The sequence below is a fragment of the Stenotrophomonas sp. STEN147 genome (assembly GCF_056757995.1).
Genome location: NZ_JBRRCG010000024.1, coordinates 1 through 21,736, shown reverse-complemented (window position 1 = coordinate 21,736; position 21,736 = coordinate 1). Strand labels below are relative to the sequence as shown.

Here is a 21,736-nt window from a genome sequence, read left to right as displayed (position 1 = left end):
CCTTCGCGCGGCGGCGACCGGAGCCTGTCAATGAGCACTCTGCGCGATGCGATGAGCCACGCAGCGCTGGGTTGGGTCAAGCCCGAGCTGGACGAGACCCTGCGCCAGGTGCGCAACGAGGTCGAGTACTACGCCGAGGATCCGTCCGATGCCAGCCGCATGCGTATCTGTGCCGGCCACCTGCACCAGGTGCAGGGCACCCTGCGCATGGTCGAACTGTACGCCCCGGCAATGGTGGCCGAGGAACTGGAGCAGCTGGCCAATGCGATCGGCAGCGGCCAGGCGTCTGATCGCGACGAGGCCTGCGCCACGCTGATGCGCGGCAGCGTGCTGCTGCCCGACTATCTGGAGCGCCTGCAGAACGGCCACCGCGACATTCCGATCGTGCTGCTGCCGCTGCTCAATGACATCCGCGCCGCGCGCGGTGCGGCCGGCATCAACGAGAGTGTCCTGTTCGCGTTCGCTCCCGACAGCGTCACCGCCACCGAAGCCGAGCTCGACCATGCGCGCGGCAGCCTGAGCGGGCGCAACCGCGAACTGCTCGATACGGTCGGCAGCGCGGTGAAGGAAGAGCTGCTGCGCATCAAGGATGCGCTGGACCTGCATCTGCGCACCGGCGGTGCAGCGGAACAGCTGCAGACGCAGGCCGACGAACTGGGGGCCGTGGCCGATACGCTGGGCATGATGGGCCTGGGCGTGGCCCGCGGCGTGGTCGTGCAGCAGCGCGACGCGCTGCGCGGCGTGGTCGAGGGCCGCCAGCAGATCGACGAGAACCTGTTGCTGGACATCGCCGGCGCGCTGCTCTACGTCGATGCGTCGCTGGATGACCAGGTTGCCCATCTGGGTGCGGATGGCAGCGGCGAGGATGACCCTGCCGCCGTGGAGAACCGTCGTACCGTCGAGGTGCTGGCACACGAGGCCATCGCCAATTTCGCTGCGGCCCGCGAGCACTTTGTCGCGTTCATCGAAACCAGCTGGAACCACGCGGAACTGCAGGACGTACCGCGCCTGCTCGGCGACGTCGCCGGTGCACTGCGGATGCTCGACCTGGGGACCGCCGCCGACTACCTGCGCGGCGTCCAGCAGTACATCGACGCCGAGCTGATCGGTCGCCAGCGTGTGCCCAGCGGGCGCCAGCTGGATACGCTCGCCGACGCCATGGCCAGCCTGGAGTACTACCTCGAAGCCCTGCGTGATCGTCGTCCGGGCCGTGAGGACATTCTGGAGATCACCCGCAGCAGCCTGGAAGCGCTGCGCTACTGGCCGCTGCCGGAGCGCGCCGCGATCGATGAGGCGCCGCAGGGCGTGCAGGCGGTCGAGCGCGAGGCGGTTGACCTGCAGGTGATGCCATTGCAGCCCGGCCACGTCGACATCGATGTGAGCACGGCCGCGCCCGCCGTCGGCAGTGTGGCTGCCGCCTTGCCGGACTTCGTCTTCGATCCGCCGCCGGCACCGCCAGTGACCGACAACGGGCTGATGTTCGGTGGGTTGTCGGCACCGGTCGCGGTACCCGGGACGACGCCCGATGCCGGTGGCTCGCTGGTGTTCGCTGCGTCCAGCGCACCGGCCCCGGCCGTGCCGCAATGGGACCTGGCCGCTGTGGAATTCGGTGCCGGGCGCGCGGACGATGCCCATGCGCCTGCCTTGGCCAGCGACGAAACGATCGATCCGGTACCGGCCGAGGTGCCGCAGTGGACGCTGTCCCAGGCGGACGACATGGCGGATGCAGCGTCGGTCTCCGGCGACGACACGGTGGCGTTCGCATCCGGATCCGGTACCCCGGACATCACGTCGGCGCCGGTATTCGATCCGGTGGCCGCCGAGCATGGCGCCGCGGACGTGGCGGCTGATGAGGTCGTATTCCGTTTCGACGCCGATGCACTGGACAACGCCGACGACGTGCTGTCCCTGCATGCGATGGAAACGCTGGTGCTGGAAGACGACGCAGACCTGCATCCGGTGCTGGACATCGTTGATGCGGAGCCAGCGGATCCGATCCCCCTCGCCGCGGACGCGTCGCCTGCCGCAGACGCAGCACCGGCAGTGGCCCTGATCGAGATCGATACCATCGCACCGATCGATTTCAGCGAGGCCGATGCCCGGTTCTTCGCTGAGCTGAGCGCCGCTGCGGAGGACTTCAACCCGCGGCCGATGCCATCGGCCGCCGACGCGCCGGTCGCGATCACGGCCGCGTCCGAAGCGGGCTTCGATGCCGGCTTCGACGATGATGCGGAGAACATCGACGAGGACATCCGCGAGGTGTTCCTGGAAGAGTTCGACGACGAGCGTGCCAACCTCGGAACGCTGCTGCCGGCATGGCACGCGCAGCCGGACAATCTGGACCGGCTGCGGCCGATCCGCCGCATCTTCCACACCCTCAAGGGCAGCGGCCGCCTGGTCGGTGCGCGGACGCTGGGCGAGTTCGCGTGGAAGATCGAAGGCATGCTCAACCGTGTGCTTGACGGCAGCCGTCCGGCCACGCCGGCCGTGCTGGCGATGGTTGATCACGCGCACGCCGCCTTGCCGCAGCTGAGCGACGCACTGCGTCATGGCCAGCGCATCAGTGTCGATCTGCAGGCGATGCAGGCCGTTGCCGATCGCGTGGGTGCCGGCGAAGAGACGTTCTACGTGCCACTGCCGGCTGCGGCGCCCGCACCAGTGGCGCCGGCAACGGAAGTGGGCGAGGACGAGATCAGTCGCATTCTCGAAGCGGAAGCGGCGATGACAGCCGACGCGGGGAACGCGACCGCGGTCGAGGGCACTCCGGCCAATATCGACAGCGTGCTGCGCGAGATCCTTGAAGCCGAGGTGGAGGTCCACCAGGCGACCCTGCAGGCGTGGCTGCGCTCGGCGCAGCAGGCACCACAACCGGTGAGCGATGCGCTGCTGCGCGCTGTGCACACCATGAATGGCGCCTTCGCGATGACCGAGGTGCCGGAGATCACGGCGGTCACGGGCGGCGCCGAATCCTATATCAAGCGGGCCCTGGCCGCCGATGTGGTGCCGGGCGACGAGGGTGTTGCTGCGCTCGACGCGACCGCGCAGGCCATTACCGCGACCATGGAAGCACTGCAGGCGGAGCAGCCGCGCATTGCGCCTCAGCCTGCGCTGGTGCAGCGCCTGCAGACCCTGGCCGGCGAGCTGCCGGAAGCGCGCTGGCCGCTGGTGGGGCTGGATGACGAAGAGGCGCTCGCGACCGGTGGCACGCCTGCGCACGAGGTGGACGCGCCGGTTCCTGCCGAGGCGCAGAGCGACATCGACGCCGACATCAACGCCGGGATCGACAGTGCACCTGCTGACACCCATGACGTGCCCGCAGCCGATCCGGCGAAGGACGGACTGGACGTGGCCGAGCTCACGGCCAGCGATGACCTTTCGCGCTACTTCGACGCCGGTTGGCCGTCTCTGGGGGGTACCGGGCAGGAGGCGGCGGCCACGCTGCCACCGGTCGCGGCTGCTGCCGATGAATCCGCTGCGGTCGTGTCGCCGGCGGTCGCCGATGCGCCCCCCGCGCTGGCCGAAGACGCCGCGCTGACAGGCGCGGATGACCTGTCGCCGTACCTGGACGCCAGTGCGCTGCCGGTCGATGACCGTGATGCGGATGAGGCGGCGGACGCCGCCGCATTCATCGAAACGATCGACCTGAATACGTCGTGGGATGACGTGGAAGGGTTCGATGCGAGTGATGACGCTGCTGCACTGCCACTCGACAGCACGCTGTCGAGCCTGCAGGATGACGTGGCTGCGCCGGGTTTTGCGGAACCGGTCACATTGGAAGCTGCGCTCGAGGCCGGCCTGCATGTGATCGACGAAGAGCAGACGCCGGCCGACGACGGGCAGTGGCCCGTGATCGGCCTGCAGGCCAGCGAACTCGCGCCGGGCGAGGTGGATGCCTTTGCCGAGGATGCGGACGTCGGCGGGGAGACGGCGGTCGGTGAAGGAGAGAGCGCCGACCCGCCGTCCCCGGCGACGGTGAATGCCGGGGAGTCCCTTGCAGAGCCTGCGGTCGATCCGCAGCCGGCAGCCGCGCCGCCGTCGCCGTTCTTCGAGATGGAAGACGCGCCGGGCCAGGGCAGCGGCGCTGCCGGACCGGGCGGTTCCACGCCGGTCGAGGGTCCGGTTGCCGAAGATGACGTGCCGGCACACGAGCCGATCGAGCCGATGCCGGAACCGGAACCGGAACCGGAAGGCAGGGTGGGCGAGGAGCCTGCCGATCTGCTTGACTTCACCGTGTATGACCGCGAGCTGGTCGACATCTTCGTCGAAGAAGGCAAGGACCTGCTTGATCACTGCGATGGCCTGATCAGCGAGCTGCGCGATGCGCCGCAGGACCGCGAAGTGCTTGCCGGCCTGCAGCGTGACCTGCATACGCTGAAGGGCGGCGCACGCATGGCCGGCATCAACGCCATCGGCGACCTCGGCCACAGCATCGAATCGCTGCTGGAGGTGGTCGCGGCGGGGCGCACCGAGATCGAGCGCCGCGACGTGCAGTTGCTCGAGCGCGGTTTCGATCGCCTGCACCAGCTGCTGACCCGTACCGGCGAGCATCGCGTGGTGGAGCCGGCGCAGGACCTGGTCGATGCTTTCGAAGCACGTACCGCCACCGATCCGGCAGCGGCTGCCGCCGTCGGCACGGCTGGCCCGGTGGAGACTGAGGCCACTGTCGCACCCGCGACCGTTGCCCTGGTCGATGCGCCGCTGTCCGCGCCGTTGCCGGTCGAAAGCACGGTCGAGGACGATCCGCTGGCACGTCCCCAGCAGGAGCAGGTGCGCGTGCGCGCGGATCTGCTCGACCGGCTGGTCAATCACGCAGGTGAGGTGGCGATCTACCGGTCGCGCCTGGAGCAGCAGCTCGGCGCCTTCCGCGGCGCGATGGGCGAGCTTGAACGCACCAACGCGCGTCTGCGCGACCAGCTGCGTCGCCTCGACCTGGAGACCGAAGCGCAGATTGTTGCCCGCTACCAGCGTGAGCAGGACCAGGCCGACCAGAAGTTCGATCCGCTGGAACTGGACCGCTTCTCCACCCTGCAGCAGCTCAGCCGTGCGCTGAACGAGTCCGCCGCCGATCTGGGCGGCCTGCAGGGCGTGCTGGACGATCTCTCGCGGCAGTACGATGCCTTGCTGCAGCAGCAGTCGCGCGTCAGTTCGGAACTGCAGGATGGCCTGATGCGTGCGCGGATGGTGCCGTTCGACGGCCTGGTGCCGCGTCTGCGCCGCGTGGTACGCCAGGCCGGCATCGACACCGGCAAGCAGGTCCATCTGACCCTGGAAGGCACCCATGGCGAACTGGACCGCAACGTCCTCGACCGCATGGTCGCGCCGCTGGAGCACATGCTGCGCAATTCGGTGGCCCATGGCCTGGAGGCGCCGGAGCAGCGCCGTGCCGCCGGCAAGCCGGAAGAGGGCGAGATTGCCATCCGCCTGCATCGCGAAGGCTCGGAAATCGTGCTGGACGTGGCCGATGACGGCGCCGGCCTGGATCGGGAGGCGATCCGTCGCCGCGCGGTCGACCGTGGCCTGCTGGCCGCCGACGCGCAGCCTGCCGATCACGAACTGGACAATCTGATCTTCGCATCGGGCTTCTCCACCGCCGACCAGGTCAGCCAGCTGGCAGGCCGCGGCGTGGGCATGGACGTGGTGCGCAATGAAGTGCGCCAGCTGGGTGGTTCGGTCGATATCCAATCGGTGCGTGGCCAGGGCGTGCGTTTCACCCTGCGCCTGCCGCAGACGCTGGCCGTTACCCAGGCCGTGTTCGTGCAGATCGGCGAAACCACCTTTGCCGTGCCGGTGGCTTCGGTCAGCGGTATCGGCCGCCTCTCGCGCGAGCGCTTCGAGGCCGCCGACAGCAGCTATCGCTACAGCGGCGAAGACTATCCGCTGTACGACCTGGGCAGCCTGGTCGGCCAGGCACCGGCACGTGCCGAGGGCCAGGCGCAGGTACCGCTGCTGCTGGTCCGCGCCGGCGACCTGCGAGCTGCCGTGGCGATCGACCAGGTGCTGGGCAACCGCGAAATCGTGGTCAAGCCGGTCGGCCTGCAGATCGCATCGGTGCCGGGCATCTACGGTGCCACCATCACCGGCGATGGCCGTGTGGTGGTGATCCTGGACGTGGCGCCGCTGGTGCGTCGTTACCTGGCCAACCCGACGCCGCCGGTGCTGGTCAACGCACCGCGTCAGGAACGGCAGGTGCCGCTGGTGATGGTGGTCGACGACTCGCTGACCATGCGCAAGGTCACCGGCCGCATCCTGGAGCGCCACAACTTCGAGGTCAGCGTCGCCCGCGATGGCGTGGAAGCGCTGGAGCGGCTGGAGGAGCGTGTTCCCGACCTGATGCTGCTGGATATCGAGATGCCGCGCATGGACGGCTACGAGCTGGCCACCGCGATGCGCGCCGACCCGCGTTACAGGGACGTTCCGATCGTGATGATCACCTCGCGCAGCGGCGACAAGCACCGGCAGCGTGCTTTCGAGATCGGCGTCCAGCGCTACCTGGGCAAGCCTTATCAGGAGCTGGACCTGATGCGTAACGTGTACGACCTGCTGGGGATCGCCCGTGTCCGAGAGTGAAGCCAACCCGGCCGTCGCCCTGCTGGCCCGGCCTGGCGCGGCGCGTGAGCGCCTGCGCGAAGCACTGGCGCACGCCGACGTGCAGATCGTGCTGGAAGACGATCCGAATGGCCTTGAACCGCAGGCGCTGCATGATGCGCGGCCGCAGTTCGTGGTGATCGCACTGGAAGCGGCGGTCGAGGACGCCCTGGAACGCCTGGAACCGGTGCTGTCCGCACCCGGCCTGACCCTGGTGTTCGACGAAGCCGAGCTGGCCGCGCGCCGGAACGGCTGGGAGGCGCAGCGCTGGGGGCGTCACCTGGCCGCCAAGCTGCATGGACACCAGCAGGTACTGCCGCCGGGCGCCGAGGACGAACCGGCCCTGCAGCTGGAGCCCGGCCGTCCTGCGCCGCCACCTGCGCCGCAGGAGGCAGCGCTGCAGACGCACCTGCAACAGGCACACCGCTGGGCCGACGACGTGCCAGCCGACGGCCTGTACGCCCCGCCGGCGCAGCTGCATGAACCGGTCGCGTTCGAACACGCTCTGGCCGCGCTGCAGCCGGTCGTGCCCGAACCGCCGGAAGCGCCGGTCGCACCGACGGAACCCCCCGCGGTACCGCCGGTGCCGTTCGATCACACCGCGTGGTCGCTGGTGGACGAGTCGGCCGATGCCGCCACCCCGGCGTACGCCGCAGCGGAGGTCGAGGCGGGCTCATCGTCGTTCGATACCGACCACCTGAGCCTGGTCGACCTGGATGCGGCCGCCCCGCCCGGCGCACGCGCCGGTGCGCTGCTGGTGCTGGCCGGGATCGGTGGCCCTGATGCGTTGCGTCGCCTGCTGGGCGCGCTGCCTTCGGCATTGGCGGTGCCGGTGCTGGTGCACATGCGCCTGGATGGGGGCCGCTACGGCAATCTCGTCAAGCAGATGGCGCGTGTCTCGCCGCTGCCGGTGCAGCTGGCCGAAGCCGGCCAGCGCGCCACGCCCGGGCAGGTGCATGTACTGGCCGATGACATCGGCGTCCGCGCGGCCAGCGACGGCCTGCATTTCCTGAACGACGCGCAGGGCATCTCGATTGCCGCGTTGCCGGCCCAGTACACGGCGCTGGTACTGCTCAGCGGTGCCGATCTGGGCCATGTCGGGCCGGCGCTGGACCTGGCTGCCGCCGGCGCGTGGGTGGCCGGGCAGGTGGGGGAGGGATGCTACGACCCGGCCGCGGCCACCGCCGTGGTCGCCGCCGGCATGGCCGCTGGCGAACCGCAGGAACTGGCGCAGATCATCGCCGCGCGCTGGGGCGAGGGCGACCACAACGGAGAGGCTCCATGAGTTACGCCAGCAACGATGAAATCCGTGGTGTCCTGATCCAGGCCGGCAACGAACGCGTGCTGCTGCCCAATGCCACGGTGGCCGAAATGATGTCGCGGGTGCCGGTGCAGCCGGTGGCCGACGCCCCCCGCTGGCTGGTCGGCGAGATCGCCTGGCATGGCTGGCAGGTGCCGCTGGTGTCGTTCGCACGGCTTTCGGGGCTGGGTGACGAGGCAGCCGGTGTCCACAACAAGGTGGTGGTACTGAAGGCGCTCAGCGGCGATCAGCAGCGGCCGTATTATGCGTTGCTGACCCAGAACTTCCCGCAGTTGATCTCGGTGCCGCGCGACGGCCTGCTGGCCGATGCGTCGGAGGAGACCCTGCCGCAGATCGTGCACATGCGCGTACTGCTGGGTGAGCAGAGCGCGCTGCTGCCGAATCTGGACGCACTGGAAAGCGCGCTGGCTTCACTGGCGGCCTGAGGCCGCCCCCCGGACACAGGCCGCCGGGCATGGCCCGGCGCTGCCGTTGGCGTGCAGGTTGCCGGTGGACCTAACCGAGATCACCCAGCCGCGCCTGCAACGCGGCGATCGCGGCCAGCCCGGCGGTTTCCGTGCGCAGGATGCGCGGGCCCAACTGCAGGCCCTGGAAGCCGGCGGCGGCCAGCTGCTCGCGGTCGCGTGGCGACCAGCCGCCCTCCGGACCAATCGCGATCACGATGCCGCCCGCGGGCGCCGCTGCCAATGTCGACAGCCGGTGCGAACCCATCGGGTCCAGGGTCAACCGCAGCGTATCGGCGGGCAGCGCAGCGGTCGCCTGCGCCAGCGACAGCGGGGCCCCCACCCGTGGAATGCGCGCGCGCCCGGACTGGCCACAGGCCGACTGCACGACGTTGTTCCAGTGCGCCACGCGCTTTTCCGCGCGGGCCGCGTCCAGCTTCACCTCGGTGCGTTCCGCGTTCACCGGCAGGATGCTGCTGACGCCGAGTTCGGTGGCCTTCTGCAGGATCAGGTCCATCTTTTCGCCGCGCGCGATGCCCTGCATCAGGGTGATGGCCAGCGGCGATTCGATGTCGATGGCCTGCACGCTGTCGATGCGTGCCTGCACTTCGCGCTTGCCGACCACGGTCAGCGTCGCAGCGTAGTCATGGCCATCACCGTTGAACAGGACGCAGCCATCGCCTTCGCGCAGGCGCATCACCCGCACCAGGTGGTTGGCGGTCTCCTCGGGCAGGGTCACGGTCTGGCCGCTGTGCAGCGGCAGGTCGATGGGACAGCGGGTCACGCGCATGCAATCGCCTCGTCGATGGCGGCCAGCGTGGTACGCGCCAGCAGTTCCAGTTGTTCGTCGTCCACGCAGTACGGTGGCATCCAGTACAGCACATCGCCCAGCGGGCGAAGGACCACGCCGCGCTTCAGTGCAGCCTTGTACGCGTGCAGGCCGAGCCGCAGTCCGGGGTCGAAGGGCGTGCGCCTGTCGCCGCCGCGCGACAGTTCGAATGCCACCACCATGCCGGCCTGGCGCACATCGGCCACATGCGGGTGGTCGGCAAACGGTGCCGCGAGGGTGCCCATCACCGATGCGGTGCCGCGGTTGCGCGCGATCACATCGTCGCTGCCGAAGATGTCCAGCGTCGCCAGCGCCGCAGCGCACGCCAGCGGATTGCCGGTATAGCTGTGCGAGTGCAGGAAAGCACGCTCGCGGGAGTCGTCGAGAAAGGCGTCGTACAGGGCCTGCGTGGCCAGGACCGCGGCCAGCGGCAGGAACCCGCCGGTCAGGCCCTTGGACAGGCACATCAGGTCCGGCATCACCCCGGCCTGTTCGCAGGCGAACATCGTGCCGGTGCGACCGAAGCCGGTGGCGATCTCGTCGGCGATCATGAACGCACCGTGCGCGTCGCACAGCTCACGCACGCGCTGCAGATACACCGGATCATGCATGCGCATGCCACCGGCGCACTGCAGGCGGGGTTCCAGGATCACCGCGCATACTTCACCGGGGTGCTGGTCGAACAGCGTCGCCAGGCCATCGGCGGCCTGGCGCGCACGCTCGGCGGCGCTCTGCCCTGGCTCGGCCAGGTAGGCGTCGGGCGAGGGGGCGAACAGTCCTTCGGCCAGCAACGGCGCGTACACCCGCCGGTACAGTGGGATGTCGCCCAGCGCCAGCGCACCCAGCGTTTCACCGTGGTAGCCGTTTTCCAGCGCGATGAAACGCGTACGTCGGGTCTCGCCGCGGTTATGGAAGTAATGGAAGGCCATTTTCAATGCCACTTCCACCCCGGCCGAGCCGTTGTCGGCGTAGAACACCTTGGCCAGCGGATCGCGCCCGGCCTGCCGCGGGGCCAGTGCCAGCAGGCGTTCGGCCAGGGTGATCGCCGGCTCATGGCTGAAGCCGGCCAGCATCACCTGTTCCAGCTGGCCGGCCTGGGCCGCGATGGCGCCGCCGATGCGGGGCTCGGCGTGGCCGAACAGATTCGTCCACCAGCTGCTGACGGCATCCAGATAGCGGTTGCCGTCATGGTCGATCAGCCACGCACCCTCGCCGCGCGCGATCGGCACCAGCGGCAGGGTGTCGGGATGCTCGCGCATCTGTGTGCACGGATGCCACAGCACCTGCAGGTCGCGTTGCCGCCAGTGCAGGGCCAGCGGGGAGGGGGTTGGGTCTGCTAGCATTTCGGGCTCATGAACATGTTGCTGCCTGCACATTCTATCGGCCCCGGCGCCCGCGTCGGCCGCCGCGGAGATTCCGCATGAACGATGACCGTGCCAGCCGTCGCCTGCCGATCATCCATCGGATCACCGATGAAGAGAACGGTCCCTTCCAGCGCCAGCATCTGGATCTGGAATTCTCCAATGGTGAACGCCGCCGCTTCGAGCGCCTGGTCAGTCGTGGCCACGGTGCGGTGGTGGTGGTGCCCATGCTCGACGACGAAACGGTGCTGCTGGTGCGTGAATACGCTGCCGGGGTACATCGCTACGAGCTTGGCCTGGTCAAGGGCCGGATCGATGCCGGCGAGACCCCCGAGCAGGCCGCCGATCGCGAACTGAAGGAAGAGGCCGGCTATGGCGCGCATCGGGTCGATGTGCTGCGCGCCATGACGCTGGCGCCGACGTACATGAGCCACCAGTCGTGGCTGGTGGTGGCGCGCGACCTGTATCCGGAAAAGCTGATCGGTGACGAGCCCGAGGAGCTGGAGGTGGTGCCCTGGAAGCTGTCCGAGCTGGACCGGTTGATGCTGCGCGAGGACTTTTCCGAGGGCCGCTCGCTGGCGGCGTTGTTCATCGCCCGCCAGTGGCTGCAGGGAGCCCGATGATCAAGCTGACCACGGATCTGCGCGAGACCGCGATCGCCATCGCGCAGGAAGCCGGCCAGGCCATCATGCAGGTCTACGCCGACGGATTCGACGTGCGGATCAAGGACGACAACAGTCCGGTGACCGCCGCTGACCTGGCCGCCAACCAGGTCATCGAGCAGGGTCTGCGGCAACTGACCCCGGATCTGCCCATCCTGTCCGAAGAGTCGGCCCAGGTGCCCTGGGAACTGCGCCGCCATTGGGGCGCCTACTGGCTGGTCGATCCGCTTGACGGTACCCGCGAGTTCGTCAAGCGCAACGGCGAATTCAGCGTCAACATCGCCCTGATCTACCAGGGTGCCCCGGCGTTTGGCGTCGTGCTGGCGCCGGTCACCGGCATTCTGTGGCACGCCATGCGCGGCGAACTGGCGTACCGCCGGCAGGGACTGCACGACACCGTGCTGCGCACGCGCAGCCCGGCGACCGCTCCGCTGCGGGTGGCGGCAAGCCGCTCCCACCGCTCGCCGGAAACCGAAGCGCTGCTGGCGCGCATGGGCCGCATCGAGACCATCGCCCAGGGCTCGTCGCTGAAGTTCTGCCGCATTGCCGAGGCGGGCCTGGATGTGTACCCGCGGCTCGGCCCGACCTCCGAATGGGATACCGCCGCCGGCCAGTGCGTGCTGCACGCGGCGGGCGGCGCGGTCCTCTCGGCGGCGACCGGCAAGCCCTTCCGCTACAACCGCCGCGAAACGCTGTTGAACGGCGATTTCATCGCCCTTGGCGATACCAGCCTGCCGTGGCGCGACTGGTTGTCCGACTGACCTGGAGGCCGCATGAGCGCGCACGACACCCCCACCGCCGGCAGTGCCGCCAGCACGGAACTGGAACGCCTGCTGGCGATCATGGCCCGCCTGCGTGATCCGCAGGGCGGCTGCCCGTGGGACCTGGAGCAGGACTTTGCGACCATTGCCCCGTACACCATCGAGGAAGCCTACGAAGTCGCCGATGCGATCGATCGCGGCGACCTGGATGATCTCTGCGACGAGCTCGGCGACCTGCTGCTGCAGGTGGTATTCCATGCTCGCATGGCCGAAGAGCAGGGGGCGTTCGCTTTCGCAGAGGTTGCCCGCGCGATCAGCGACAAGATGCAGCGCCGCCATCCGCATGTCTTCGCCGATGTCAGCGTCGATGATGCCGATGGGGTCATGCGCAACTGGGATGCGATCAAGCGCGCGGAGCGGGCAGCCAAGGGCGAACAGGACCATTCCGCCCTGGCTGGAATCTCGCGGGGCCTGCCGGAGTGGCAACGTGCGGTGAAGCTGCAGTCGCGCGCGGCCAAGGTGGGCTTCGACTGGCCGGGCCCGCTGCCGGTCCTGGACAAGGCAGCCGAGGAACTGCAGGAACTGCGCGAGGAGTTCGAGCGCGGCGACATCGCCGGCAACAAGGCACGGCTGCAGGAGGAACTGGGCGACCTGTTGTTCGTCTGCGCCAACCTGGCCCGCCACGCCGACATCGACCTGGGCGCAGCGCTGCGCGGTGCGAACCACAAGTTCGAGCGTCGCTTCCGGGCCATGGAGGCACAGGCCGAGGCACAGGGCACATCCCTCGCCTCGCTGGACCTGAACGCGCAGGAAGCGCTCTGGCAGCACGCCAAGGCCGCCGAGAAGGAATGAAGACACTCGGGCTGTTCCTGCTGACCGCGCTGGCCGAGATCGTCGGCTGCTACCTGCCGTGGCTGTGGCTGCGCAAAGGAGGCAGCGTCTGGCTGCTGCTGCCGGCGGCGGCCAGTCTGGCCCTGTTCGCCTGGCTGCTGACCCTGCATCCGACCGCCAGTGGCCGCGTCTATGCCGCCTACGGTGGCGTGTACATCGGCACCGCGCTGTTCTGGCTGTGGCTGGTCGATGGCATCCGGCCCAGCCGCTGGGATCTGCTGGGCGCTGCACTGTGCCTGGCGGGCATGGCGGTGATCATGTTCGGGCCGCGCCAGCCGGGCTGACCGCCGGCAGTGCCAGGCCCGCCGGAAAGGGGCATGATGGGGCGGATCGTGGCGTTGGGAGTGCGCACATGTCCCGTTTCTCCAGCTTCCGTGACTTCTATCCGTTCTATCTCAGCGAGCACCGCCATCCGGTGTCGCGGCGCCTGCACTTCATCGGCAGCTGCGGCGTACTGCTGCTGGTCGCTGCGGCGATCCTGCGCGGCCAGCCGCTGCTGCTGTTGACGGCATTGGCTTGTGGGTACGGATTCGCGTGGGTGGGGCACTTCTTCTTCGAGAAGAACCGCCCGGCCACGTTCCGCCACCCGCTGTACTCGTTCCTGGGCGACTGGGTGATGTTCATCGACATCCTGCGCGGGCGGGTGCGGTGGTGAGAACGTGTGCACGCCGCATTCACACGCTATGCTCGGGGTTGGACGTCTACCGATAAGGAAAGCCTGATGTTCCCGACCATGTTCTTTACCGTGGTACTGGCCTTCGTGGCCGTGGTCATCCTGTTCAAGGCCGTGCGCATGGTGCCGCAGGGATATGAATGGACTGTCGAGCGGTTCGGCCGCTACACCCACACCATGACCCCCGGCCTGCACTTCCTCATCCCCATCGTGTACGGCGTGGGGCGCAAGGTGAACATGATGGAGCAGGTGCTGGATGTACCCAGCCAGGAAGTGATCACCAAGGACAACGCCGCCGTGCGCGTCGACGGGGTGGTGTTCTTCCAGGTGCTGGACGCCGCCAAGGCCGCCTATGAGGTGGCCAACCTGGAAGTGGCCATGATCGCTCTGGTCCAGACCAACATCCGTACCGTGATCGGCTCGATGGACCTGGACGAATCGCTGAGCCAGCGCGAGGTGATCAATGCCCAGCTGCTCAGCGTGGTCGACCATGCCACCAACCCGTGGGGCGTGAAGGTGAACCGCATCGAGATCCGCGACATCCAGCCGCCCCGCGATCTGCTCGACGCGATGGCGCGGCAGATGAAGGCCGAGCGTGAGAAGCGTGCGCAGATCCTGGAGGCGGAAGGCTCGCGGCAGTCGGAGATCCTGCGCGCCGATGGCGAGAAGCAGGCCACCGTGCTGGAGGCGGAAGGGCGGCGCGAGGCAGCGTTCCGCGATGCGGAGGCACGCGAGCGCCTGGCGGAAGCCGAAGCGATGGCGACCAAGGTGGTGTCGGCGGCGATCGCCGAGGGCGACGTGCAGGCGATCAACTACTTCGTCGCCCAGAAGTACGTGGAAGCGTTCAAGGAACTGGCCAGCTCGCCGAACCAGAAGCTGGTGCTGATGCCGATGGAGGCCAGTGGGGTGATCGGCTCCATCGCCGGCGTGGCCGAGCTGGCCAAGCAGGCACTGGCGAGCCAGGACAACAAGGCGGGCGGCAAGCGACCGCCGCCGATCGGAGGCTGACATGCGCTGGGACGTCGTCGCCTGGGGGGCGCTGGCCCTGCTCCTGTTCGCTGCGGAGGCTCTGCTGCCCGGCGCGTTCATGCTGTGGATCGGCATCGGCGCTGCAGCGGTGTTCGTGCTGGTGGCGATCTTTGCCGGCATCCCGCTGCTGTGGCAGGTGGTCGCCTTCGTCGTGCTGAGCGTGCTTTCGATCCAGTGCTACCGGCGCTGGGGCAGGTCGCGGGCACGCGCCAGCGACAAGCCGTTGCTGAACCGCCGCGCCGAGCAGCTGATCGGTCGGGTGGTGCCATTGCAGCAGGGCATCACGGACGGGCAGGGTCGGGTCAGCATCGACGATGCGTACTGGCAGGTCAGCGGTCCGGAACTACCGGCCGGGGCACGGGTGCGGGTGGTCGCGGTGCAGGGCAGCACGCTGGTGGTTGAAGCCGCCAGCTGAGCCAGCCGACGGGCAGTCGGTGCGCGAACCGCTGCGGTGCGGCACGCCCGTGGGCGATCGATCTGGGATAATGGGGCTTCTTGTTTCCTCTGCTGCCGGAACGGTCATGACCCAGAAGACGCTGCTCAACGATACCCACCGCGCCCTCGGCGCCAAGATGGTCGATTTCGGGGGTTGGGACATGCCCATCCACTACGGCTCGCAGCTGGACGAGCACCATCTGGTGCGTCGCGAGGCCGGCGTGTTCGACGTCAGCCACATGACCGTGGTGGACCTGCGCGGCGAGCAGGTCAAGCCGTTCCTGCGCCGCCTGCTGGCCAATTCCATCGACAAGCTGAAGGTGCCGGGCAAGGCGCTGTACTCGTGCATGCTCAATGCCGAAGGCGGCGTCATCGATGACCTCATCGTCTATTACCTGGGCGAGGACTTCTTCCGCATGGTGGTCAACGCCTCCACCCGCGAGAAGGATCTGGCCTGGCTGCGTACGCAGGCCGCTCCGTTCAACGTATCCGTTGAACAGCGCCCTGACCTGGCCATCCTGGCCGTGCAGGGGCCGCAGGCACGCGAGCTCGTCATCGGCCTGGTCGGCGCCGCCGACCGCGAGGCACTGGGCAAGCTCGGCCGTTTCGCCGCGCTGCAGGTGCGGTCCGATGAGGGCGTCGAACTGTTCGTCGCCCGCACCGGTTACACCGGCGAGGACGGTTTCGAGATCCTGCTGCCGCAGGAGGCGGTGGTCGGGTTCTGGAACCGCCTGCTGTCTGCAGGCGTGAAGCCGGCGGGCCTCGGTGCCCGCGACACCCTGCGCCTGGAGGCCGGCATGAATCTGTACGGCCAGGACATGGACGAAGCCATCAGCCCGTACGAAGCCGCACTGGCCTGGACGGTGTCGCTGGACGAAGGCCGTGACTTCATCGGTCGTGACGTGCTGGAAGCGCAGAAGGCCGCCGGCAATGCGCGGCAGATGATCGGCCTGGTGATGGACGAGAAGGGTGTCCTGCGCCACGGCCAGGTGGTCACCACGGCCGGCGGCCAGGGCGAAATCCTGTCCGGCACCTTCTCGCCGACGCTGGCCAAGGGCATCGCCTTTGCCCGCGTGCCGGCAGGTGACCTCGGCCAGGTCACGGTCGATATCCGTGGCCGGCAGGTGCCGGTGCGCGTGGTCAAGTTCCCCTTCGTGCGCGAAGGCCAGGCCCAGCCCGGCGTGCTCGCCGACGCCTGATCCGAACGTGCCGGACGTCACTGACAGCAGTGGCGGCCGGTTGGTTACACTAGCCCCGTTTTTTCCACCCCCTGCAAATCCTGGAGCAGTCCCATGAGCGAGATCCCCGGCGACCTCAAGTTCCTCAAGTCCCACGAGTGGGCCCGTGTCGAAGGCAATGGCCGCGTTACCGTCGGTATTTCCGACCACGCCCAGGGCCTGCTGGGTGACCTGGTCTACGTCGAACTGCCGGAGGTCGGCGCCGACGCCAAGGCCGGCGAGCAGATCGCTGTCGTCGAGTCGGTGAAGGCGGCCTCGGACGTCTACAGCCCGATCAGCGGCAAGGTCGTCGAGGTCAACTCGGCGCTGTCGGACAAGCCGGAAACCATCAACGAGGATGCCTACGGCGAGGGCTGGATGTTCGTGGTCGAACTGTCCAACGCGGAAGAGATCAACGAGCTGCTGGACCCGGACGCTTACGCCGAAGTCCTGGAGAACGACGACCACTGAGTCGTTGTTTCCTGGTTTGAAAACGGCCACCTTCGGGTGGCCGTTTTCGTTTCGGCGACCGCGCCGGACTCATGACGCCCGGTTCGCTGCACACCCACGACGCGGCATCAGGCGCTTCGGAAGGGTGTCTTAGGACGCGCGCAGTTTTGCGCAAATCCGCGTTTCCACCCCGCGCCGGCGCGTTCGAATGTGAAAACTTTTCCTGCCTCGTTGCGGCCCCGTTGTGGTGGCGCGGCAGGCCGCTGCGATACGTAGCCCGGGTGCGCGCGCGAGGTGGCGCAGGAATGGCACGCATCTACGCAGAGTGCTTATTTCAAGTGTTTTTTCTTGAGCGCGCGCGCACGCAGTGGCGCGCGTGGCGGTCGTGTTGCGCACGCCAGCGGTGTCTGCGGAAGCGAAACGAGGACGCTGGAGGCGGTGTCCGGGACGGCGCCAATGTGAAAATTTTTCGCGGGGGTTGTTGACAGTAAAAAAAAGCGTGATTAGGTTTCGCCTCAGCAGACCTTGCCTGCCCAACCGAGTGCGCAGAATCAATCGTCCGATGCGAAGCAGCCCCTCGAAAGCCACCGCGATCCCCAAGACGGTGGACATGGCCCCGCTTCCCCCGGAGAAATGCAAGGCAACTCCCGTTCCGATGCCTGCTCCGCCGATCGAGGCAGGCATTGCCGCATCCGTAACGGCGCGCCTGACGCGCCGGCGGTCCCCGCACGCAGCATCCGCGGGTTTGATCCACCTGGGCGTTTCAACTCCCTATCACTGACGAGGAGCCATCCCATGGCAACCAAGAAAGCTGCGAAGAAAAAGCCCGCCGCCAAGAAGGCGGTGAAGAAGGTCGCTAAGAAGGCCGCTGCCAAGAAGGCAGTGAAGAAGGTCGCGAAGAAGGCGACCGCCAAGAAGGCGGTGAAGAAGGCTGCGAAGAAGGTCGCCAAGAAGACCACTGCGAAGAAGGCAGTGAAGAAGGCGGCAAAGAAGGTAGCCAAGAAGCCGGCGAAGAAGACCGCGAAGAAGGCAGTGAAGAAGGTCGCCAAGAAGGCAGTGAAGAAGACTGCAAAGAAGGCTGCCAAGAAGACCACTGCCCGCAAGCCGGCCAAGAAGGTCGCCAAGAAGGCGACCAAGAAGGCCGTAAAGAAGGTCGCGAAGAAGGCGGCCAAAAAGGCGACCAAGAAGGCTGCCCCGAAGAAGGCAGCGAAGAAGGTCGCCAAGCGCAAGCCGGCTGCCCGCAAGAAGAAGGCCGCTCCGGTCGCTCTGCCGGCAACCCCGGCGCCGCTGATCTAAGTACTTCCCGATAGCCGTACCCTGAAACCCCTTCCTCGGCTGCCCAGCGAGGAGGGGGTTTTTTTATCCCCCGCCTGCAGCCCGCACGAAAAAGGGCGACCGATGGGCCGCCCTTCCGGTGATGCCGGGGAGTGCCGGTTCAGCGCGGCGAGGCGACCGCGCGGTTGCTGGATGCACCCTTGCCCTTGCGCTTGTCCTGCTGCGCCGGGCTTGCGCCCTCGGCCATCAGGTTGTCGCTGCCGAAGTCGGTATCCACGTCCAGCCAGCGTTGCGAGGGAAGGCCAAGCGCGGAGTCGAGCACGGTCGGCAGCAGGCCGCTGGGCAGGCCACTTTCGCCGTTCCACATGATCGCGATGCCGAGATCACGCTCCGGGACCAGAGCGACAAGGCCACGGTAGCCCTGCACGGCGCCGGCGTGGAACACCACGTCATGACCGGCGTAATCGAAGGTGCGCCAGCCGAGCGCGTAGCCGGCCGAATGCAGACGCTCGCGGCGCCAGCCCGACCGCATTTCGCCCGGCGTGTTGATCAGGCTGGAATGCAGGGTGGCCAGCAGCGGTGCCGGCAGCACGTCGGGGCGATGACCGGTGTGGGCCAGCAGCCACTGTGCCATGTCGCTGGCACTGGCGTTGACGCCGGCCGCCGGCGCGACCCGGTAGTAGGTCGGTTTCGGCGTCAGCGACACCCAGCCATTGCGGCTGCGCACATGCGGACGTGCCCACCGCGAACTGGCCTGGATGCCGGCCAGGCCGAGGCTGGCATCGTTCATGCCCAGCGGCTTGAAGATGCGGCGCTCGACCGCCTGCTCGTAGAAGCTGCCGGAGGCGGCGTAGACGACGTCGCCGATCAGGCTGAAGGCCACGTTCTGGTAGGCGTAGCAGTCGCCTGGCAGGCACTTGAGGCTGGTGTTGGCCAGCTTCTGGGTCAGTGCGTAGTACTCGGCGTTGCCTTCGATGTCACGGTCGTAGGCGTTGTAGGGCAGGCCGACGCGGTGGCTGAGCACGTCGGCGACGGTCAGACGCTCGGTGGCTTCCGGCGAGTTGAGGCGGAATCCGGGCACATAGTCGGTGACCTTGCTGTCCCAGCGCAGCGTGCCGTCATTGACCAGCAGGCCGGCCATGGTGCCCGCGAAGGCCTTGGACAGCGAGGCCAGCCGGAACACGGTATGGGCATCGACCGGCAGCGGATTGTTGACGTCGGTGACGCCGTAACCGCGCGCACTCAGCACGCGTCCACCCTGCACGATCGCCACCGCCATGCCCGGCACGCGCTCGCCATAGGTGAGCTGCTGCGCCATCGATTCGATGTTGGCAACGTTGAAGCCAGGGGCGGGCGCCTGCACCTGCGGCGTCAGGCCGGTACGGTAAGCGGCCGGCTGGGTATGCGCGACGGCCGGCGCGGCCGCGGTCTCGATGTTGGCCGGCATCGGCGGCAAGGCCGGCGGGGTCTGCGCGGTGGTGGACAAGGCAACGGGCATCAGCATGCCCAGCAAACCGGTGGCCGCCGAACGGATCGGACGACGCAGGCTGTTCTTTTTCATCGGTTGGACCCGTGCGCGACTGCTGATGGCGATTCTAGCGCCGCTTTTCGCCTATGCACAAACAAAGCGAAGATGAATGCGCATCTCGTTGAAAAAGTTGGAATTTTGACGCTGCCGGATTGTGTATCCGAACGTGTCGGCGGTCGCCCGTGCGAGTCCCCTGCGGTGCCACCGGCGTGCCGCGCTGGCGATGTTGCAGTGCATTGGCTAACGTACGCGCTTTGCCGCCCCCGGAGCCTGCCATGCCGCTGTCCAACCGCTGCCTGCTGGCGTGGGGCGCCGCGTGAGTTCGCCGCAGGACGGGAGGCCGTTGCGCGGGCTGCTGGCAGCGCTGCGCGAGTCCCCGGCACTGTGGTGGTCGTTCCTCTACTTCTTCTGCCTGCTGAGCGGCTACTACGTGCTGCGACCGGTACGCGAGGCGATGGCGGCCTCGGCCGACCTGGAGACGGTGTTCCCGCCGGTGCTGATCGCCTGGTTCGCCAGCCACGGCATCGCACTGAAGGATTTCGTCCTGCAGTTCCTGTTTTCCTGCGTGTTCGTGATCATGCTGGTGCTGCAGCCGGTCTATGGCTGGCTGGTCAGCCGCTTTCCGCGGCGGGTATTCCTGCCGGCCGTGTATGGCTTCTTCATCGCGACCCTGCTGGGCTTCTACGCACTGTTCGATAGCGGCGTGCCGGGGCGGGGCATGGCCTTCTTCTTCTGGGTCATGGTGTTCAACCTGTTCGCCGTCGCCGTGTTCTGGAGCTTCATGGCGGATGTGTTCTCCAACGTGCAGGCCCGTGCGTACTACGGCTACATCGGCGCGGCCGGCACGCTCGGCGCGTTCCTCGGCCCGATCATCACCAGTGCGCTGGTGCAGCGGGTGGGTATCGCCAACCTGATGCTGGTCTCGGCCGGCTTCCTGATCGTGTGCCTGCTGTGCATCTGGCGCCTGCGGCACTGGGCGGTGCTGCGTGAACGCGAGCAGCAACTGGTCTCCGGCGAGCAGCCGATGGGCGGCAGCGTGCTCGATGGCCTGAAGCTGATCGCGCGCGAGCCCCTGCTGCGCTGGCTGGCCATCATGGTGGTGTTCGGCGTCGGCGTGGGAACGCTGCTGTACAACCAGCAGGCCAGCATCGTGCGCGCGTCGTTCACCGACCCTGCGGCGAGCACCGCATTTTTCTCGCGCATCGATCTGGCGGTGAACGCGCTGGCCCTGCTGATGCAGCTGGGCCTGACCCGCTGGCTGCTGTCGCGCCACGGCATCGCTCCGGCGCTGTTGATTCCCGGCTTCGCTATCCTGATCGGCTTCTCGGTGCTGGCGGCGTCGCCGATGCCGCTGATGGTGGCGGTGGTGCAGGTGATGACCCGGGCCAGCGAGTTCGCCCTGGCCAAGCCGGCACGGGAGACGATCTATACCCGTGTCGACCGGCAATGGCGCTACAAGGCCGGTGCGGCCATCGACACGGTGGTCTATCGTGGGGCCGACCTGAGCTTCACCTGGGTACACAAGGGACTGGCATTGTTCGGTTCGCACGTGGTGTTCATCGGAGGCGTTGCGGTGGCCGCGTTCATGACGCTGGCCGCGTTCGGCGTGCTGCGCGAAGAGAAGAAGCTGCCCCGCGACCGTTGAGGTCGCCCCCCAATTCGAGGAGAACCCACGATGTCATGGATCGCGTTGCTGCTGACGCTGCTGGTTGCCGCACTGCATGTGTACTTCCTGGTGCTGGAGATGTTCCTGTGGACGCGGCCACTGGGGCTGAAAACGTTCCGCAACACGCCGGAGAAGGCGCAGACCACACAGGTGCTGGCGGCCAACCAGGGGCTGTACAACGGCTTCCTGGCGGCCGGCATCGTGGCGGGGCTGGTGATGGCACAGCCGGTGCTGGTGACGTTCTCGCTGGCCTGCGTGGTCGTGGCGGGGTGCTATGGCGCGTACAGCGTGAGCCGCCGGATCTTCATGATCCAGGCGCTGCCGGCGATCCTGGCGCTGGTGCTGCGCGCGCTGGTGTGAGTTCCGGCCAACGGCGCAGCCCCTCGTGGGTTGGCCGCGTAGAGCGTGTCATGGGTTTGGCCGGGCGGGTTGGGTTCGCGGGGGACGCCGCAAGTACGTCCCTGTAGGCTTGGCCGCGGCATCCATGCCGCGGACACCCCCGCGAACCCCACCCCCCCCGCCCCCGGCACGTTGAGCCGGCGGGCCCCCCCCCGCGAAAAAAAAAAAAAACAAAAACCAAACCCCACCCCAAAAAAGGCCCCCCGGGGGG

18 protein-coding genes are annotated in these 21,736 nt (G+C 67.9%); 15 read left to right on the top strand and 3 right to left on the bottom strand.

Annotated elements, in window-relative coordinates; genetic code table 11:
- Positions 1-30 precede the first annotated feature (30 nt).
- From ACVOKU_RS17380 to ACVOKU_RS17370, 3 genes are read left to right on the top strand one after another with little or no spacing between them, the layout of a single operon-like run.
- Positions 31-6,567, top strand: coding sequence for an Hpt domain-containing protein (locus ACVOKU_RS17380; RefSeq protein WP_481560497.1), 6,537 nt, complete (start codon positions 31-33; stop codon positions 6,565-6,567).
- Positions 6,554-7,870 carry a chemotaxis protein CheB gene (locus ACVOKU_RS17375; protein ID WP_481560496.1) on the top strand — a complete coding sequence of 439 codons (1,317 nt, stop codon included), beginning with the start codon at positions 6,554-6,556 and terminating at the stop codon, positions 7,868-7,870. The genes ACVOKU_RS17380 and ACVOKU_RS17375 overlap by 14 nt, the downstream gene beginning before the upstream one ends.
- On the top strand, positions 7,867-8,331 hold the full coding sequence (locus ACVOKU_RS17370) for a chemotaxis protein CheW (protein WP_053518915.1): 465 nt from the start codon (positions 7,867-7,869) through the stop codon (positions 8,329-8,331). Before ACVOKU_RS17375 ends, ACVOKU_RS17370 begins: the two co-directional genes overlap by 4 nt.
- 70 nt (positions 8,332-8,401) lie before the next feature.
- Here ACVOKU_RS17370 and ACVOKU_RS17365 read toward each other — a convergent pair whose 3' ends face one another.
- Positions 8,402-9,139: a 16S rRNA (uracil(1498)-N(3))-methyltransferase gene (locus ACVOKU_RS17365; protein WP_111186719.1), complete on the bottom strand. Its 738-nt coding sequence runs from the start codon at positions 9,137-9,139 to the stop codon at positions 8,402-8,404.
- Entirely contained in the window at positions 9,130-10,521 is a 1,392-nt protein-coding gene (gene bioA, locus ACVOKU_RS17360; protein ID WP_262100878.1) for an adenosylmethionine--8-amino-7-oxononanoate transaminase, read from the bottom strand. Before bioA ends, ACVOKU_RS17365 begins: the two co-directional genes overlap by 10 nt.
- A gap of 77 nt (positions 10,522-10,598) precedes the next feature.
- Between bioA and nudE the strand changes: the two genes are divergently transcribed.
- The 10 genes from nudE to ACVOKU_RS17310 all read left to right on the top strand — a co-directional run bounded on the left by nudE (position 10,599) and on the right by ACVOKU_RS17310 (position 17,953).
- Positions 10,599-11,162, top strand: a complete 564-nt coding sequence (gene nudE / locus ACVOKU_RS17355; protein WP_053520252.1) for an ADP compounds hydrolase NudE — start codon at positions 10,599-10,601, stop codon at positions 11,160-11,162.
- A complete protein-coding gene (gene cysQ, locus ACVOKU_RS17350; protein WP_279942215.1) occupies positions 11,159-11,962 on the top strand; it encodes a 3'(2'),5'-bisphosphate nucleotidase CysQ in 804 nt (267 codons plus the stop codon). The genes nudE and cysQ overlap by 4 nt, the downstream gene beginning before the upstream one ends.
- A 12-nt stretch (positions 11,963-11,974) precedes the next feature.
- Positions 11,975-12,814 carry a nucleoside triphosphate pyrophosphohydrolase gene (gene mazG, locus ACVOKU_RS17345; RefSeq protein ID WP_481560495.1) on the top strand — a complete coding sequence of 280 codons (840 nt, stop codon included), beginning with the start codon at positions 11,975-11,977 and terminating at the stop codon, positions 12,812-12,814.
- Positions 12,811-13,137 carry a YnfA family protein gene (locus ACVOKU_RS17340; protein WP_053520255.1) on the top strand — a complete coding sequence of 109 codons (327 nt, stop codon included), beginning with the start codon at positions 12,811-12,813 and terminating at the stop codon, positions 13,135-13,137. The genes mazG and ACVOKU_RS17340 overlap by 4 nt, the downstream gene beginning before the upstream one ends.
- Positions 13,138-13,205: 68 nt before the next feature.
- The gene (locus ACVOKU_RS17335; RefSeq protein ID WP_065182616.1) at positions 13,206-13,508 is read left to right on the top strand and encodes an Mpo1-like protein; all 303 of its coding nucleotides are present in this window, start codon (positions 13,206-13,208) and stop codon (positions 13,506-13,508) included.
- 66 nt (positions 13,509-13,574) lie between these two features.
- A complete protein-coding gene (locus ACVOKU_RS17330; RefSeq protein ID WP_128989747.1) occupies positions 13,575-14,534 on the top strand; it encodes an SPFH domain-containing protein in 960 nt (319 codons plus the stop codon).
- Position 14,535: 1 nt separating this feature from the next.
- The gene (locus ACVOKU_RS17325) at positions 14,536-14,970 is read left to right on the top strand and encodes an NfeD family protein (RefSeq protein ID WP_053520258.1); all 435 of its coding nucleotides are present in this window, start codon (positions 14,536-14,538) and stop codon (positions 14,968-14,970) included.
- A 106-nt stretch (positions 14,971-15,076) separates the two neighbouring features.
- Positions 15,077-16,189, top strand: a complete 1,113-nt coding sequence (gene gcvT, locus ACVOKU_RS17320; protein WP_053520259.1) for a glycine cleavage system aminomethyltransferase GcvT — start codon at positions 15,077-15,079, stop codon at positions 16,187-16,189.
- Positions 16,190-16,282: 93 nt separating this feature from the next.
- A complete protein-coding gene (gene gcvH / locus ACVOKU_RS17315; RefSeq protein WP_053520260.1) occupies positions 16,283-16,678 on the top strand; it encodes a glycine cleavage system protein GcvH in 396 nt (131 codons plus the stop codon).
- A gap of 774 nt (positions 16,679-17,452) precedes the next feature.
- Complete coding sequence (locus ACVOKU_RS17310) at positions 17,453-17,953, top strand: hypothetical protein (protein WP_312552237.1); 501 nt, start codon at positions 17,453-17,455, stop codon at positions 17,951-17,953.
- A 139-nt stretch (positions 17,954-18,092) separates the two neighbouring features.
- Here the strand turns inward: ACVOKU_RS17310 and ACVOKU_RS17305 are convergent, their stop codons facing one another.
- Positions 18,093-19,493: a serine hydrolase domain-containing protein gene (locus ACVOKU_RS17305; protein ID WP_279942212.1), complete on the bottom strand. Its 1,401-nt coding sequence runs from the start codon at positions 19,491-19,493 to the stop codon at positions 18,093-18,095.
- A 283-nt stretch (positions 19,494-19,776) separates the two neighbouring features.
- On the opposite strand from ACVOKU_RS17305, the gene ACVOKU_RS17300 reads away from it, so the two are divergent.
- Positions 19,777-21,105 carry an NTP/NDP exchange transporter gene (locus ACVOKU_RS17300; RefSeq protein ID WP_279942211.1) on the top strand — a complete coding sequence of 443 codons (1,329 nt, stop codon included), beginning with the start codon at positions 19,777-19,779 and terminating at the stop codon, positions 21,103-21,105.
- A gap of 30 nt (positions 21,106-21,135) precedes the next feature.
- Complete coding sequence (locus ACVOKU_RS17295; RefSeq protein ID WP_111186717.1) at positions 21,136-21,486, top strand: DUF1304 domain-containing protein; 351 nt, start codon at positions 21,136-21,138, stop codon at positions 21,484-21,486.
- Positions 21,487-21,736 lie beyond the last annotated feature (250 nt).

Coding starts and splice junctions, on each gene's coding strand:
- ACVOKU_RS17370 (WP_053518915.1), top strand. CDS start 7,867: ATGAGTTACGCCAGCAACGATGAAATCCGTGGTGTCCTGATCCAGGCC.
- ACVOKU_RS17365 (WP_111186719.1), bottom strand. CDS start 9,139: ATGCGCGTGACCCGCTGTCCCATCGACCTGCCGCTGCACAGCGGCCAG.
- bioA (WP_262100878.1), bottom strand. CDS start 10,521: ATGCTAGCAGACCCAACCCCCTCCCCGCTGGCCCTGCACTGGCGGCAA.
- ACVOKU_RS17325 (WP_053520258.1), top strand. CDS start 14,536: ATGCGCTGGGACGTCGTCGCCTGGGGGGCGCTGGCCCTGCTCCTGTTC.
- ACVOKU_RS17340 (WP_053520255.1), top strand. CDS start 12,811: ATGAAGACACTCGGGCTGTTCCTGCTGACCGCGCTGGCCGAGATCGTC.
- ACVOKU_RS17380 (WP_481560497.1), top strand. CDS start 31: ATGAGCACTCTGCGCGATGCGATGAGCCACGCAGCGCTGGGTTGGGTC.
- cysQ (WP_279942215.1), top strand. CDS start 11,159: ATGATCAAGCTGACCACGGATCTGCGCGAGACCGCGATCGCCATCGCG.
- ACVOKU_RS17295 (WP_111186717.1), top strand. CDS start 21,136: ATGTCATGGATCGCGTTGCTGCTGACGCTGCTGGTTGCCGCACTGCAT.
- gcvT (WP_053520259.1), top strand. CDS start 15,077: ATGACCCAGAAGACGCTGCTCAACGATACCCACCGCGCCCTCGGCGCC.
- gcvH (WP_053520260.1), top strand. CDS start 16,283: ATGAGCGAGATCCCCGGCGACCTCAAGTTCCTCAAGTCCCACGAGTGG.
- ACVOKU_RS17310 (WP_312552237.1), top strand. CDS start 17,453: ATGGCAACCAAGAAAGCTGCGAAGAAAAAGCCCGCCGCCAAGAAGGCG.
- ACVOKU_RS17330 (WP_128989747.1), top strand. CDS start 13,575: ATGTTCCCGACCATGTTCTTTACCGTGGTACTGGCCTTCGTGGCCGTG.
- nudE (WP_053520252.1), top strand. CDS start 10,599: ATGAACGATGACCGTGCCAGCCGTCGCCTGCCGATCATCCATCGGATC.
- mazG (WP_481560495.1), top strand. CDS start 11,975: ATGAGCGCGCACGACACCCCCACCGCCGGCAGTGCCGCCAGCACGGAA.
- ACVOKU_RS17305 (WP_279942212.1), bottom strand. CDS start 19,493: ATGAAAAAGAACAGCCTGCGTCGTCCGATCCGTTCGGCGGCCACCGGT.
- ACVOKU_RS17335 (WP_065182616.1), top strand. CDS start 13,206: ATGTCCCGTTTCTCCAGCTTCCGTGACTTCTATCCGTTCTATCTCAGC.